At 62.6% G+C, this 15,717-nt stretch carries 11 protein-coding genes; 4 read left to right on the forward strand and 7 right to left on the reverse strand.

Annotated features, from left to right (window positions below; translation table 11 throughout):
- Nucleotides 1-437: 437 nt before the first annotated feature.
- Both IVA82_RS46445 and IVA82_RS46450 read left to right on the forward strand, forming a co-directional pair.
- Nucleotides 438-2,234, forward strand: coding sequence for an NAD(P)/FAD-dependent oxidoreductase (locus tag IVA82_RS46445; protein WP_247383978.1), 1,797 nt, complete (start codon nt 438-440; stop codon nt 2,232-2,234).
- An 86-nt stretch (nt 2,235-2,320) separates the two neighbouring features.
- Complete coding sequence (locus tag IVA82_RS46450; RefSeq protein WP_247383979.1) at nt 2,321-5,647, forward strand: adenylate/guanylate cyclase domain-containing protein; 3,327 nt, start codon at nt 2,321-2,323, stop codon at nt 5,645-5,647.
- Nucleotides 5,648-6,134: 487 nt separating this feature from the next.
- Here IVA82_RS46450 and ugpC read toward each other — a convergent pair whose 3' ends face one another.
- The 4 genes from ugpC to IVA82_RS46470 all read right to left on the reverse strand — a co-directional run bounded on the left by ugpC (nt 6,135) and on the right by IVA82_RS46470 (nt 10,473).
- Nucleotides 6,135-7,226: a sn-glycerol-3-phosphate ABC transporter ATP-binding protein UgpC gene (gene ugpC / locus IVA82_RS46455; RefSeq protein WP_247383981.1), complete on the reverse strand. Its 1,092-nt coding sequence runs from the start codon at nt 7,224-7,226 to the stop codon at nt 6,135-6,137.
- Between the two features lie 71 nt (nt 7,227-7,297).
- Nucleotides 7,298-8,149: a carbohydrate ABC transporter permease gene (locus tag IVA82_RS46460; RefSeq protein WP_148741406.1), complete on the reverse strand. Its 852-nt coding sequence runs from the start codon at nt 8,147-8,149 to the stop codon at nt 7,298-7,300.
- Between the two features lie 3 nt (nt 8,150-8,152).
- Nucleotides 8,153-9,088 carry a sugar ABC transporter permease gene (locus IVA82_RS46465; protein WP_148741405.1) on the reverse strand — a complete coding sequence of 312 codons (936 nt, stop codon included), beginning with the start codon at nt 9,086-9,088 and terminating at the stop codon, nt 8,153-8,155.
- Between the two features lie 68 nt (nt 9,089-9,156).
- Nucleotides 9,157-10,473, reverse strand: coding sequence for an extracellular solute-binding protein (locus IVA82_RS46470; protein WP_247383982.1), 1,317 nt, complete (start codon nt 10,471-10,473; stop codon nt 9,157-9,159).
- 144 nt (nt 10,474-10,617) lie between these two features.
- Between IVA82_RS46470 and IVA82_RS46475 the strand changes: the two genes are divergently transcribed.
- Entirely contained in the window at nt 10,618-10,767 is a 150-nt protein-coding gene (locus tag IVA82_RS46475) for a hypothetical protein (protein WP_247493963.1), read from the forward strand.
- A gap of 899 nt (nt 10,768-11,666) precedes the next feature.
- Here the strand turns inward: IVA82_RS46475 and IVA82_RS46485 are convergent.
- The gene (locus IVA82_RS46485) at nt 11,667-12,899 is read right to left on the reverse strand and encodes an MFS transporter (protein WP_247383984.1); all 1,233 of its coding nucleotides are present in this window, start codon (nt 12,897-12,899) and stop codon (nt 11,667-11,669) included.
- 144 nt (nt 12,900-13,043) lie between these two features.
- Between IVA82_RS46485 and IVA82_RS46490 the strand changes: the two genes are divergently transcribed.
- Nucleotides 13,044-13,655, forward strand: coding sequence for a TetR/AcrR family transcriptional regulator (locus IVA82_RS46490; protein ID WP_247383985.1), 612 nt, complete (start codon nt 13,044-13,046; stop codon nt 13,653-13,655).
- Between the two features lie 304 nt (nt 13,656-13,959).
- Here IVA82_RS46490 and IVA82_RS46495 read toward each other — a convergent pair whose 3' ends face one another.
- Both IVA82_RS46495 and IVA82_RS46500 read right to left on the reverse strand, forming a co-directional pair.
- Nucleotides 13,960-15,333 (reverse strand): PleD family two-component system response regulator, encoded by a 1,374-nt coding sequence (locus IVA82_RS46495; RefSeq protein WP_247383988.1) that lies wholly within the window; start codon nt 15,331-15,333, stop codon nt 13,960-13,962.
- 14 nt (nt 15,334-15,347) lie between these two features.
- Nucleotides 15,348-15,713, reverse strand: coding sequence for a response regulator (locus IVA82_RS46500; protein WP_008566616.1), 366 nt, complete (start codon nt 15,711-15,713; stop codon nt 15,348-15,350).
- Nucleotides 15,714-15,717: the final 4 nt, after the last annotated feature.

A 15,717-nucleotide genomic window follows, 5' to 3' on the forward strand; every position in this document is an offset into this window, starting at 1 on the left:
GCCAGCTCGACAGGCTCAGTTCGATAACGGCGATCAGCGTGCCGTCCGGGTCGAGGGGGCTCGGGGATCGGCTCAGATCGTTCAATTTCTGCATGGGGCGCTCCATCGGTTCACATCAGCAACGATGGATGCAATATCCTCGCCGCCGCCCCATAGCATCTCCCTTGGAGGCTTTCGGACGCCGGCCCCGTGCGCACCGCCCCACCGTCATGGGGCCGGCATCCGAAACCCTTCACAATTCCGGACTCGCGCACCGCAGCGAATAGAACTCTGATTGTACCACTCGTCGGTGGCAGAGCGGTGTTGTTGCAGGCGAGCGCTGAGAGGAGCTGAAGCCCACCGGGAACCCTGCCGCGCCAGTCTGGATTCCCGCAATATTTGGGGTAAGGTTACGCTGCTTGCGCAGAAAAATTGCAAACGACATCCGGGAGGAAGTGATGCTCGACACCACGCTTAGCGCGCGCGCCCAGGTTTTCCTCGACAAGTTTGAAGCCGCGCTTGCGGCGGGCGATCTCGACACCGCCGTGGAAATGTTCGCTCCGGAATGCTACTGGCGCGACCTTGTTGCCTTCACCTGGAACATCAAGACCATGGAAGGCCGCGATCAGATCCGCGACATGCTTGCGCATTGCCTCGCCCATGCGAAGCCGCGCAACTGGAAAATCGCCGAGGGTGAAACGCCAACCGAGGCTGGCGGCGTGACCGAGTGTTGGATCTCATTCGAGACCGAGGTCGCGCGCGGATATGGACTCATCCGACTGCAGAACGGCCAGATTTGGACGCTCTTGACGACGATGGCCGAACTCAAGGGCCATGAGGAAAAGGCTGGCTTCAGCCGACCGCTCGGCGCCAGGCACGGCGTCAATCCTGGCTCCAAGACATGGAAGGAGCTGCGTGACGAGGAAGTCGAGCAACTCGGCTTCAAGACCCAGCCCTACGTGCTTATCATCGGCGGCGGACAGGGCGGCATTGCGCTCGGAGCGCGGCTGCGCCAGCTCGGAGTGCCCACGATCATCACCGAAAAAAACGCACGCGCCGGCGATTCCTGGCGCAACCGCTACAAGTCGCTCTGCCTGCACGACCCCGTCTGGTACGATCATCTGCCTTATATCGATTTCCCCAAGAACTGGCCTGTGTTCTCACCTAAGGACAAGATCGGCGACTGGCTGGAAATGTACACCAAGGTTATGGAGCTGAACTACTGGACGAACACTACCGCCAAACACGCCAGTTGGGACGACACCAAGAAGGAATGGACCGCCGTCGTTGAACGGGATGGCAAGGAGATCACGCTGCGGCCCAAGCAGCTTGTGTTCGCGACCGGCATGTCGGCCAACCCGAACATGCCGAAAATCAAGGGCATGGAAAACTTCAAAGGCGAGCAACACCATTCCTCACGCCATCCCGGCTCCGACGGCTACAGAGGCAAGAAGGTGGTGGTGATCGGCTCGAACAATTCGGCCCATGACATCTGCGCTGCGCTGTACGAGGCCGGCATCGACGTAACGATGGTGCAGCGCTCGACGACGCACATTGTGCGCTCGGATTCGCTGATGGCGACCCTCGGTGATCTTTATTCCGAACGTGCCGTCCGCAGCGGAATGACCACGGCAAAGGCCGATCTGATCTTCGCTTCACTACCCTACCGGATCTTGAATCAGTTTCAAAAGCCGGTCTACGACAAGATCCGCCAGGACGACGCCGCCTTCTATGCCGGGCTGGAGAAGGCCGGCTTCAGGCTCGACTTCGGTGACGACGATTCCGGGCTGTTCATGAAGTATCTGCGCCGCGGCTCGGGCTATTACATCGACGTCGGCGCTTCGCAGCTTATCATTGACGGCAAAATCAAACTGTCCGCTGGACAGGTCGAGGAAATCACGCCCAACGGCGTCAGGCTCGACAACGGCAAGGAATTGCCAGCGGACGTGATCGTCTATGCCACCGGCTACAGCTCGATGAATGGCTTTGTCGCCGATCTCGTGAGTCGGGAAATGGCCGAGCAAGTCGGCAAGGTCTGGGGCCTCGGCTCGAATACTACAAAGGACCCCGGCCCATGGGAAGGTGAACAGCGCAACATGTGGAAGCCGACGCAGCAGGAAGGACTATGGTTCCACGGCGGCAATCTGCATCAGTCGCGGCATTACTCGCAATTCCTTTCCCTGCAGTTGAAGGCGCGCTACGAGAGCATCCCGACGCCGGTCTACGGAGTGCAGACTGTCCATCACAAGGTCTGAAATTTGCCGAGTGCAGACATCGGGATAACGTTTCTTCGCCATGGTCTAAAATTCGGCCAGCCGTCAACCAGATGCCGGTGAAGCCAATGCAGCAGATTGCGGAGTGGCTCGAAAGACTTGGCCTCGGGCAATACGCGCAGCGCTTTGCCGAGAACGACATTGATCCAAGCGTTCTGCGCGATGTAACTGACCATGACCTCGAAAAAATCGGTGTCTCGCTCGGCCATCGCAGGAAGATATTGCGCGCGATTGCAGAGCTCGATGAGGCCGGACCAAGACCCGCGCCTGCGCCTCGGACGGCGGCCGCGAGACGTCATCTCACAGTGATGTTCGCTGATCTTGTTGGTTCGACAGCGCTCTCGACAAGGCTCGACCCCGAGGACTTGCAGGAAATCATGGGCGCGTACCATCGCTGCTGCGCCGAGCAGATCGAGAAATTTGGCGGGTTCGTTGCCAGATACATGGGTGACGGCGTTCTCGCTTATTTCGGCTATCCGCGGGCGGATGAAGACGATGCTGAGCGCGCGGTATGCGCCGGGCTGGCATTGGTTGCGGCCGTGGCAGGACTCGATGTCGGTCCGGGGGCAAGATTGCGAGTGCGAGTTGGCATTGCCACCGGGTTGGTGATCGTCGGCGATCTTATTGGGGAGGGCGCGTCGCAGCAGCATGAGGTGGTCGGTGAGACCCCCAATCTGGCCTCGCGGCTTCAGGCGCTGGCCGGACCGGATACGGTGGTCATCGACGGCGGCACCCGCCGCCTCGTCGGGGGACTCTTCGAGTATCTCGCTCTCGGGAGCGTGTCCATCGCAGGCTTCAGCGACCCTGTGCCGGCCTGGCGAGTCATGGGCGCGAGCGCGGTCGATAGCCGCTTCGAGGCCCTGCGCGTAGCCGGAACGCCACTGCTTGGCCGCGATGAGGAGATCGAGCTGCTGATGTGCCGCTGGCAGCAGATAAAGCGCGGCAATGGCTCGGTCGTGCTGATATCGGGTGAGCCCGGTATCGGCAAATCGCGCCTCGCTGAGACCGCGGCGGAGCGGCTGAGCGATGATCCACACATCCGCTTGCGCCGTTTCTGCTCGCCGCACCACCAGGGCAGCGCGCTTTTCCCGACCATCTCACAGCTCGAGCGGGCGGCGGGATTTCGGCGTGACGATACGGACGAGCAGCGGTTGGACAAGCTCGAGGCATTGCTCGCAGAGGCAAACGCTGATCTCAGCGAGGCCGTCCCTCTGATCGCAGACCTGTTGTCGGTGCAGATCGGCCGTCGCTATCCACCGCTTAATCTCACCCCGCAGAAGCGCAAGGCGAAGACGTTTGGGGCCCTCCTAGCCCAACTCGAGGGACTGGCGGCAGGCCGGCCCGTGCTGATGGTGTTCGAGGATGTGCACTGGATCGACCCCACCTCGCTCGAGCTGTTGGATCTCATCGTCGACCGGGTGGCCACCCTCCGGGCCTTGCTGGTCATCACCTTCCGGCCGGAATTCGCGCCGACTTGGATCGGGCGCTCGCACGTGACATTGATCAGCCTCGGTCGTCTGCCGCGTCGACAGCGCGCCGAGATGATCATGCGGATGACCGGCGGCAAGGCGTTGCCCCACGAGATCGCCGAACAGATAATCGATCGGACCGATGGCATACCGCTATTCATCGAGGAATTGACCAAGACGGTCATCGAGAGCGGCATGCTGACCGACGCTGGCGACCGCTTTGATGCGCGGGGGCCCGTGCCTCGGCTTGCCATCCCTACCTCGCTCCAAGCCTCGCTCCTGGCACGGCTCGATCGCTTGGCACCCGTGCGCGAGATGGCGCAGATCGGAGCGGCACTCGGACGGTCGTTCTCGCATGAGCTGATCAGCGCCGTCGCGGCTATGCCGCAGCAACAGGTGGACGGGGCCTTGGCGCAGCTCGTAGGCGCCGAGTTGGTCTTCCAGCGGGGCACCCTGCCCGATGCAGAGTACACCTTCAAGCACGCGCTGGTGCAGGACGCAGCCTATAGCACCATGCTGCGCGGTCGACGCCAGCAGATCCATGCCCACATTGCAACGGTGATGGAGAGTCAGTTCCCTGACATCGTGGCGGCTCAGCCGCAACTCATGGCCCATCATTGCGCCGAGGCGGGCTTCACCGGGAAGGCGGTCGGCTACCGGCTCAAGTCCGGCCAGCAAGCTGTCGCGCGGTCGGCGATGACGGAAGCGGTGGCGCAGTTGCAGAAGGGGCTGAAATTGCTGGCGAACATGCCTGAGGAGTCCCGGCCCGTGCAGCACGAACTCGACCTGCAAATTGCCCTCGGGCGTGCGCTGATGGCAGCTCGAGGGTATTCGGCGCCGGTGGTGGGCGATACCCTCGTCAGGGCGCGAGCACTCGCTGAGCGGTTCGATCGGCCGGATCGTCTCGTTCCGCTGCTCTATTCCCAATGGGGTTTCCATATGGTTCGGGCCGAGCACGAGCTGGCGGTGTCCCTTGCCGAGCAGATGGAGAAATTTGGCGAGACTAGAAAAGATCAGGTCGCTCTGCTGCTGGGTCACTATATCCACGGCGCCAGTTGCTACTTTCGCGGCGAGTTTGTGACATCGCGCGCCCTTCTCGAGCTGTGTGATGGCCTGAGAGATCCGGCCGCTCGCGCGATTTGCGCCGCCATAGCGGTGGCCGATCCGTACGCAGCGAGCCTGGGTCACTTGGCGTTGACATTGGCGCTTCTGGGCCACATCGATCAGGGACGCGCGCGCGTGGACGAGGCGTTGTCGGAAGCCCGCGGGCTCGACCATCCGTTTACAGTGGCCTTTGTGTTGAGCAAGGTGTGTGCGGTGGAGGCGGCCGCCGGCTTGCCGCATGACGCACGGCGGCACGCGGAGGAGCTGGTGGCTCTCTCGAACGAGCACGGTTTTCCGCTCTGGTTGGGCCTCGGACTGCTCGAGCATGGTCGCTCATTGACAGCACTTGGACAGGCGCAGGATGGCCTCGCGAAGCTCGCGAGGGGGCTCTCGGTGCTTCGTGGTGCCGGAGCCGTTGTGCACACGCCACGCGCGCTCTGCTTTCTCGCCGAGGCTCACGCCAAGGTCGGGCATCTGCAGGAGGGGCAGAATTGCCTCGTCGAGGCTGCGCAGCTGATCGAGACGACTCACGAGCGGTGCGGTGAGGTCGAGCTGCATCGACTTCGAGGCGACATTATGAATGCGCGAGGCGACCAAGCCGCTGCGGAGCAGAATTATCATCGAGCGCTAGCTGTGGCGGAGCGCCAGAGCGCGAGGACGTTTGGGCTGCGCGCTGCAACGAGGCTCGCCCGCCTGTGGCGCGATCAAGGCAAGTGCACGGAAGCTCATGACCTTCTCGCGCTGGTGTATGGCTGGTTCACCGAAGGCTTCGACACTCCGGTCCTGAGGGGCGCCAAGGCGCTGCTCGACCGGCTGGCTTGATGCAGTTCACCTCTTGCGTGGCGGGATAGCCTGCACTCCAAGGCTTGACGCACTTTGGTCGATGATGTCGTGAAGTGTCATCTGCAGCTCGTCGCTGCCGGCGCGTAGAGTGTGAGGACCGGATGCGATTCCACAGCATGCGCCCGATGCCGTCGGAATGTCGGCTTGGGGTCATTCGCGTCGGTTCGCCGGTAGCTCGACGACTTCCGGTCTACTCCCCGCTCCGGACACTTCGCTGTAGCGCGCAAACTGGAGCAATGGCGCGCGGCCCCACCGTCATGGGGCCGGTATCCGAAAACCTTCACAGGAGCGGACTCCGATACCGCAGCAAATGGCATTATCAATCGCCTCGTCAGCACGCAGCAAAAAGGGCTCGGGCATGGTTAGGCCAAGTGCCTTCGCTCTCCGGGCCTCATCGAAGCTGGTGACAGCGAGGTCACCGGTTCTGAGCAAATCCCTTGCCAGTGGAATTGGCCAACTGCGGGCGCTAGATGGCCGCCTCGGTCTGCGCGTCGAAAACATGAAGCCTGGAAGGCCGCATGGCAACGCGCAGCTTGTCGGCCACCCTCACCCTCGCGGTCGGCTCGACGCTCGCCACCATGATACTCTCGCCGACCTTCATATCGAGCAGGATTTCCGAGCCGAGTTGCTCGACCACCTCAATCACAGCGTCGAAGCACGGGTGGTCGAGATCAGCGCTACCCGCCACGGTGAGGTCCTCCGGCCGCACACCGAGTATGACCTCGCGCCCGATATGGCCGCGCAGGCGCTGCGCGATCTCGTCCGGTAGCTTGATGCGCAAGCCGGAGTTCTCGGCGATCAGCGACCCGTCCGCCTCGGTCACCGTAACGGCGGCGAAATTCATGGCCGGGGAGCCGATGAAGCCGGCGACGAACTTGTTGGCGGGCTGATTATACAGCTCGAGCGGCTCCCCCACCTGCTGCACCACGCCGTCCTTCATGACGACGACCCGGTCACCCAGCGTCATAGCCTCGACTTGATCGTGGGTAACGTAGATGGCGGTGGTGCCGAGACGCAGATGCAGCTTCTTGAGCTCAACACGCATCTGCACCCGCAGCTTGGCATCGAGGTTCGACAGCGGCTCATCGAACAGGAACACGCGGGGGTGGCGCACGATGGCACGGCCCAAAGCCACCCGCTGGCGCTGGCCGCCGGAGAGCTGCCGCGGCTTGCGCTTTAGCAATTCGCCGATGCCGAGGATGTCGGCCGCCTCGCGCACGCGCTTCTCAATCTCAGGCCTTTCGAATTTGCGCATCTTCAGGCCGAATGCCATGTTGTCGTATACGCTCATATGCGGGTAGAGCGCGTAGTTCTGGAACACCATGGCTATGTCGCGGTCCATGGGCGCAAGTGTGTTGATCACGTTGCCGTCAATTGAGATATCGCCGGAGCTGATCGCTTCCAGCCCGGCGATCATCCTGAGCGTCGTGGTCTTGCCGCAGCCGGACGGTCCGACGAACACCACGAACTCCTTGTCGCGGATCTGCAGATTGACGTCTTTGACAGCGTGCACGCTCTCGTAGAACTTGTTGATCCCCTTGAGGACGACCTGTCCCATTCGCTCACCTGCCTCCCAACCACCTGGTCGCTCTGCATGCGCGCTTTTCAATCCCATGATCCGGGGCGCTGTCAGCCCTTCACCGATCCGGTCAATCCCGCGACGTAGTGCTCGACGAAAAACGAATAGGCGATAGCAACCGGTATCGATCCAAGCAGGGCCCCGGCCATCAGCGGTCCCCAGTAGAATACATCGCCGCGGATCAGCTCCGATGTGACGCCGACCGGCACAGTCTTCTGCTCAGGCGAGGACAGGAAGACTAGCGCATAGATGAACTCGTTCCACGACAGCGTAAAAGCGAAGATGCCGGCCGAGAGGATGCCCGGGATCGCCACCGGGATGACGATGTAGAGCATAGCCTGCCAGCGCGAGGCGCCGTCAATGCGCGCGCATTCCTCGAGCTCCCTCGGTACAGCCTTGAAGTAGCCCATCATGAGCCAGGTGCAGAACGGAATAAGAAAGGTCGGATAGGTCAGAATCAGTGCCCAGGGCGTATCACCCAGCCGATAGTTGCGGATCATCTCGGCCAGCGGAATGAACAGCAGCGTCTGGGGCACCAGATAGGTGATGAAGATGCCGGTACCCAAGCTGCCGGCAAATGGAAAGTTCAGCCGCGACAGAGCATAGCCGGCGAACACGCCGCACACGAGCGAGATAGCGGTTGACGCGAGCGCGATGAACGTCGTGTTCCACAGCCACGATGCGAACAGCGTCTCCTCGAACAGGTACCTGACATGGTCCCAGGTCGGTTTCCAGGTCCAGAACGGATTGTAGTTGATCGAATTCCAGGGCCGGTAAAGCTCGCCGTCCGGCCGCACCGAAGTGATCACCATCCAGTAAAACGGGAACAGCAGGAAAAGCAGGAACAGCGCCATGGGGACGTAAAAGAACACCCACTTTCGCCAGATTGCACCTTCGATCATGGCTCAGCGGACCTCCACGCGGCGGATGTAGAGAAGTTGGATGATGACGACCAGAAACAAGACTGGAAACATTGCGAGCGCGATGGCGGCGCCCTCGCTCAACAGGCCGGTGCCGATGGCGATCTGATAGGCGTAGGTGGCGAACAGGTGCGTTGCGTTGGCTGGTCCGCCGCCCGTCATCACATAGACGATCTGGAAGTCGGCGAACGTCTGAATCACCGAGAACAGCACCACGACCATGGTCACGGGCAGCAGCAGCGGCCAGGTGATGTGCCAGAATCGCTGCCACGGCTTGGCGCCGTCGATGGCGGCGGCCTCGTTGAGTTCGGGACTGATGGTCTGCAGGCCGGCGAGCAGGCTGATGGCGAAGAACGGCACCCCGCGCCAGATGTTGACGATGATAATCGAGATCATGGCGAGGTCGGGATCGCCCAGCCAGTTGATCCGACCGGTGATCAAGCCGAAATGGTAGAGGAGCCAATTGAGGACGCTGAACGTCGGGTCGAACATCCACTTCCAGGCGAAAGTCGAGAGCACGGTCGGGATAATGAAAGGCAGCAGGATGAAAGCACGGGTAAAAGCCTTGCCGTGGAAATTACGGTTGAGCAGCATGGCCAGCCACAGCCCGAGCGCCAGCTTGAAGACGGTGGTCACGCCCGTATAGACGAAGGTGTTGTAAACGGAGGTGCGAAAGATCCCGTCATTGAAGATCTTGTAGAAGTTAGCGAGGCCGACGAAGTCGCCGGGCATACCGACGCGCGAGTTGGTGACCGACAGCAATATCCCTCGAATGAAGGGATAGGCAATGAACATGCCGAGCAGCACGATGGTCGGCACCAGCAGCACGAACGCCAGCCAGCGCTCGTCCTCTAGCAACCGCTGTCGCCGCGGAGGGGGCGCCTCGCGGAGCGTGGTGGCGGAAACCGCGCTTATCGCCATGTTCGATCCTCGTCGGTCGGAAAATTCCCTTGCTCCCCACCAAAGATGGGGAGAGGGACGGCTTAACCTCAGACGTAGACCTTCGTGAGCTCAGCCTCTGCCCACTTCACGGCATCCTCGGCGGGCATGCCTTGGACGGCCTTTGCGTACATATCAATGATGATGTACTTGGTTACGACCTCGGCTGCCTTGCGCGTAGAGGGCCCTTGGTAGCCAGCGAAGCGCCCTGTGCGCGCCGCTTGCTTGTAGGGCAGCATGATCGGGTCGTCGCCCCACAGCTTGTGCTTTTCCCAATCCGTGGTCGGACCCACCGAGAAGCCCTTCTGGGAGACGAACCACTTGTCGTAGACGTCCTTGGAGTGAATCCAGCCAAGGAATTTCTTCGCCGCATCCTGGTTCTTCGAATAACCCATCAGGAGGTTCGAGAACGGGACGTGATAGCTGAACTGCCCGCCGGGACCCTTGGGCAGCGCGGCGTGCAGGATGTCGTCCTTCAGTTGCCCGCCTGCCTCCGTCTTGTAGGTACCCGGCTTGCGCAGAGACTCGATGTAGATCGAGGCGCCATTGAGCGTGGCGCTGCACGTCCCGGACAGAAAAGCGCGGTTGTTGTTGGAATCGTCCCAGGCGAGCCCGCCTTCATCGTGGGCGTCCTTCCAGAAGGCCACCATGAACTTCACCGACTCGACCGTTGCTGGGCTGTTTAGCACAACCGTCTTGCCGTCTGCTTCGACCTCCTTGCCGCCCCAGGACCACAGGTAGGGGTAAGTGAAGGCGGGCGCATCGCCGAAGGTGTGCCCCAGCGTTTGGCCGATGGGCCGTCCCTTTGCCTTCAGCTTCTTGCCGGCCTCACGATACTCTTCCCACGTCTGGGGAAATTTTCCATCCGTGTAGCCGATCTCGGCAAACCAGGACTTTCGGTATGCGATCTGCAGGCCGACGATGCACCACGGCACTGCAATCCATTTCTTGCCGTCATTGGCGACAGCGCGGGATGTTTCGTAGAAGCCGCCCTGGCCCTTGCCGAGTTCCTCAGCGATGTCGCTGACGTCTATGACACTCTCGCCGTAAAGCTGCCCCCAATTGTTGAGGACGCAGACGATGTCGGGGCCTGACCCCGACTGGATCGCCGAGGTGACGCGGGCCTGGATGTCGTTGGCGTTGATGGTCTCGATATTGAGCTTTATGCCGAGCGCCTTCTCGCCCTCCTTGGCGATTTCGTTGCGCAGAAGCTGATCTGACGCCGGAACGAAGTCGGTCCAGCGCAGCCAGTGTACCGTCGTGCCCTGTGCAAAAGCGGGCGCGCGGCCGGTGGCCAGGATGCCGGCCATGCCGCCCGCGAGCGCGGTACCGCTCTTGAGGACGTGACGTCGGGTTACTGTCGTCATGCATTCCTCCCTCGGTGTGTCTGAGCTGATGCCCCTTGGCCAGTCTACGCCGGCTTGGAGTCCCTTTTCAGTCTATCGCGCCTCCGTGGTTCAACGCATGCGCACGCGACAACGTGCGCAATACGTTGGCTCGATGATCATTTGTTGGTGTTCCACTTGCAGCGGCGTGGTGGCGAGTTCGCCGCGAAAGAGGGCGAATTCTTTGCAGAGCAACGGCGCGACTACATCGCTCCCAGTCGTAACGGCGATACCACGGGCGGCCCGGATCGCGTCGGCGCTGCTGCCAGCGCATGAACCCTACCGTCATAACGGTCCCTCCCGCGCAGCGACGGTATTGCCGTGGCCAAGCGGGTTTTCCCCGTCTTATATGAAATTCGGTACCGGAAGCTGGCGCGACGTCATTGTCGCCCGTCGCAGCAGGAAATCAAGTGCTAGCTTGAGGCGGCGGCTATGGGTCTCACTTCGGCTTTCTTTGCGGGTTCGCTGCCAATTGACGAGTCTCCTTTGGGGCAATCGCGCCAGGTCGGCGGCGGGTCCGAAGGGCGGCTTCGCTACCCTTCATTCCTTTCTTCTGGGGATCTGGTCCTTCGCCAAGAGCAAGCCGGCGGCAAAGAGCCTGCTGGCGCACCTGTCGCAGCCGAAGGCAATCGAAAAGATGGCGGCCGCGAGCGGAGGCCACGACCTTCCGGCCTTCGACAACCTGACGACGCTCAAGACCTCGGCCGACGAACGACGCCGAATGGTACGCTCTACCCGCAGCCGGCACCCAAGATCGCAGTGCAGATCTATTCCCAGGGCCTCATGACCCAGATGAGATGCAGGGCGAGCCGCTGGAGGAGAGCTCGCCTCGGCTGAGGGCGAGGTTGAAGGCTACTTGCGCACGTGAAGTCGCAACACCAGCGGCCCCCTATCGCGGGTGGTACGACCTGCGCCGAAAAATGACGGGGGCGATAGGCGCGCATCCCTAGACTGGGTCACGTCGTTGCCCAACGAGCAGACGTTTGTCGGCCTCGCTTGCAGAACCCCTCGGTGCAGATAGTGCTTCGATCGAATCGGGCGGTTATCGCTGGCCACGGTCGAGGGTCCTGCCGACGCATGCCATGTCTCACATGGGTCAAAAGCGGCCGATCACGACCAAGCAGCGCGACGCCGCTGTAAAATTCTAAGCGGACGCTCACGAGGACACGCGCCCCCTACGCCGTCCGCAACACCGGCGGCTGCGACGGCCGGATCAGCGCGAACGCGACCTGCACGATGCCGCCCGCCAAACCCAGCGCCACGCCGATCCGCCACGCCATGGTGTAGGAGCCGAGCGAGTCGTAGATCAACCCGCCGCCGTAGGCGCCGAGGAAGCTGCCGACCTGATGGCTCATGAAGGCGAGGCCCTGGATCATGGCCTGCCAGCGCAGCCCGAACATTTCGGCGACGGCGCCCGCTACCAGCGGCCCCACGCCCATCCACAGGAAGCCCATGATTGCGCCGAACAGCAGCGTCGAGGCGGACGTCGCCGGCAGCATGAAGTACCAGGCCAGTGCGAGCGAGCGGATGATGTAGATCGCGCCTAACAGGGCGAGTTTATTCCAGCGCTGGCCGGCCCAGCCGAAGAACAGCGAGCCGAGCACGTTGAAGCCGCCGATCATGCCGAGCGTCTGGGCGCTCAGCATCGGATCGAGGCCGCAGATGGCAAGGTAGGACGGCAAATGCGTGGTGAGGAACACCAGCTGCATGCCGCAAACCAGATAGGCGCAGGTCATCACCACGAAGGACGCATTGCCGAACGCGGTCCGCGCCGCGATCATCGCCGTGGCATCGCCGATGTCGTCGGCCGCGGGCTTGGGCAGCGGAATGTTGTCGACACGCCCGGCGTACCAGGCGGCGGGGATCATCAGCACCGACATCACCACGAAGCCGGCGAGCCCAATGCGCCAGCCAAAGCCCTCATTGAGCAACTGCCCGAGCGGCGCCGACAGCAGCGCGCCGAGCGAGCCGGCGCCGGAGACGATGCCGAGCACGGTCGAGCGCACCATCTCCGGCACCGCGCGGGCCGCCACCGACATCGCGATCGCGGCGGCGGTGCAGGCCAGCGAGGTACCGATCAGCACGCCGGCGCCGATCATGATGGCGACGAGCCCGTTCGCGGTCGCCATCAGCACGAGGCCTGCGATGTACATCAGCGATCCCACGATCATGATGGGACGGAAGCCGTAGCGCACGGTCATCGCGCCGGCGAGCGGCTGGAGAAAACCCCAGGCGAGGTTCTGCACGGCCAGCGCCAGCGTGAAATCCGACACCGAAATGTGGATGTCGTGCGTCAGCGGTTGCAGGAAGATGCCGAGCGACTGCCGCAGCCCCATGCTCAGCGTGAGCATGATGGAGGCGCCGATCAGGATGGGAAGCGTGGGACGCAGGACCTGCAACAGGGGCATTGTTCTTATTCTCCCTAGGCGGCGCGGCACGCGTGCCGCCGTCTGCGAATCCCGTTGATTTTAGTTACACAGACCTGTGTACTTAGGCTATGGTTAGCAGGCGCTGTCAAGCCAAGAGAACATCAAGAGGACTTATCCCGTCGCATGGCTCCCCTGCCCTCCCCACAGACGATGAAGGAGCGGATCCTCGAGACCGCCGACAAGCTGTTCTATCTGCAAGGCATTCGCGCTATCGGCGTCGATACCATCGCGGCCGAGATCGGCATCTCCAAGCGCACGCTCTACAACCACTTCCCGTCCAAGGACGCGCTGATCGCGGCCTATCTGGAGCGCCGCTTCGTAGCTCAGCGCACCTCCGACAAGCCGCCGGCCGAGCAGATCCTCGCCACCTTCGATTCGCTGGAGCGGCGCTTCGCCGCCAAGGATTTTCGCGGCTGCCCATTCGTGAATGCAGTCGCAGAGCTCGGGCCAGCAGACCGCTCCGTGAAGAAGATCGCGATCGCCTTCAAGGAGAGCCGCCGCATCTGGTTTCGCGACCGCCTGAACGAGCTCGGCGTCGCGGAGGCCGAGGCGCTGGCAACGCAGCTCGTGCTGCTGGTCGACGGCTCCATCGCCCAGGACCTCGTCCGCGATGATCCCGCGATGGCGCGTGCGGCGAAGGAAGCGGCGAAGGTGCTGCTGCGGAGTGCGGGGGTGGATGTGGGGGATGCGGTGGCGAATCCGGCGGTGAAGCGAGGCAAGCGCGCGCCGCATTAGTTGTCGTCCCGGCGAAGGCCGGGACCCATACCCACGAAAAGCAGTTTGGCGAAGACTCGTGGTTACCTGCTCGCACCACAACCCCGTCCTGGGGATATGGGTCCCGGCCTTCGCCGGGACGACAGTTGAGGATGTAGCGACAGAAGTCGTCCCACTGCCCGACCGTACCAAAATGCTCCTGTTTTGCCCGACGAGTCAAACGGCGTTGCGGTTCCGCGTAATGCGGCGCGCGTAAGCCGTTGGTCCCGCTAGCCTCGGCTACTGTGCATGGGGTTGTTTTCGCGTTTTTTATTCTCGGCTGGCCTCACGCCGCGTGCGACACCACGCGATTGCGGCCGTCGTGCTTGGCGCGGTAGAGCGCGGTATCGGCGCGCTTGAGCACGTCAGCCACCGCCTCGCCCTTCTGCTCCAGCGTGGTCAGGCCGATCGAGATCGTGACCTCGATGCGCTTGGTGCCCTTGTGGACGGCGAACGGCTCGCCCGCGATCGAGCGGCGCAGGCGCTCGGCGACCATGCCGGCGACGTGGAGATCGGTCTCGGGCATCACGATGACGAATTCCTCGCCGCCGTAGCGGCAGGCCAGATCAATGCCGCGGATCGATTTGCGCACCCGCACCGCGAACTCGCGCAGCACGTCGTCGCCGGCATCATGCCCGTAATTGTCGTTGATCGACTTGAAATAGTCGATGTCCAGGATCATCAGCGCCAACGGCTTGCCGCGGGTCGAGGCCTGCTCGGCGAGCGTCGCCAGATGGCTTTCCATGTAACGGCGGTTGTGCAGGCCGGTCAGCGCGTCGGTGATCGCCGCCTCGATCGAGTTCTGCACGTTGTCGCGCAAATGATCGGTGTAGCGACGGCGGCGGATCTGGGTGCGCGCGCGCGCGAGCAGCTCGTTCTTGTCGATGGGGCGCAGCAGATAATCGTTGACGCCGATCTCGAGGCCGCGGAGCAGCCGCGTGGAGTTCTCGGCTTCCGCGATCGCCAGGATCGGCACGTGCCGCGTGCGCTCGAGCGAGCGCGCCTGGCTGCACAGCCGCAGGCCGTCGAAATTGTTGAGATCGAGCGAGACGATCAAGAGGTCGTAATTGCCCTCGGCGGCGTGGAACAGCGCCTCCGTGGGATTGGGCTCGACATCGACCGTGTGCTCGGCGGCGAGCAGCGTCGCCAGCCGCTCATAGGAGGATTGGCGGTCATCGACCAGAAGGATGCGGCCGCCCTTGCCGGTGTCGGCCACCGCGGTGCGCTCCGGCGCCTGCATGCCGATCTCGAGCGAGGTGATGGCACGCATGCGCAGCTCGTCCGTCATCATCTTCAGCCGCGTCAGCGAGCGCACCCGCGCGATCAGCACGACGTCGGAGACGGGTTTGGTCAGGAAATCATCGGCACCAGCCTCCAGCCCGCGGTTGCGGTCGGCGGGGCTGTCGAGCGCCGTCACCATCACCACGGGAATGTGGTGGGTCGCCGGATCGGTCTTGAGGCGGCGGCAGACCTCGAAACCGTCGATGTCCGGCATCATGACGTCGAGCAGGATGATGTCACATTCGGCGCGGCTGCAGATGGCCAGCGCCTCGGTGCCGTTCGAGGCGGTCATCACATCGAAATATTCGGCGGACAGACGGGCCTCTAACAGCTTGACGTTGGCAGGAACGTCATCGACGACCAGGATACGCGCGGACACTTTGAACTCACTTCCTATCCGATGAAGCGTCGGACCGTCTCAATGAACTTGCCGACCGAGATCGGCTTGGACAAATAGGCCTCGCAGCCGCCTTCGCGGATGCGCTCTTCGTCGCCCTTCATCGCAAACGCCGTGACCGCGACGACGGGAATGGCGCGCAGCTCCGGATCGTCCTTGATCCAGCGCGTGACCTCCAGGCCTGAGACCTGCGGCAGTTGAATATCCATCAGCACGAGGTCGGGGCGCATCTTGCGAACGAGGTCGAGCGCCTCGTAGCCGTTGCTGGTGCCCGAGGTCTGGTAGCCGTGCGCCTCCAACAGATCGCGGAACAGCTTCATGTTGAGCTCGTTGTCTTCCACGATCAGGACGGTCTTAGCCATTCCG

The sequence above is a fragment of the Bradyrhizobium sp. 142 genome, assembly GCF_023074015.1.
In the GTDB taxonomy this organism is placed as follows: domain Bacteria; phylum Pseudomonadota; class Alphaproteobacteria; order Rhizobiales; family Xanthobacteraceae; genus Bradyrhizobium.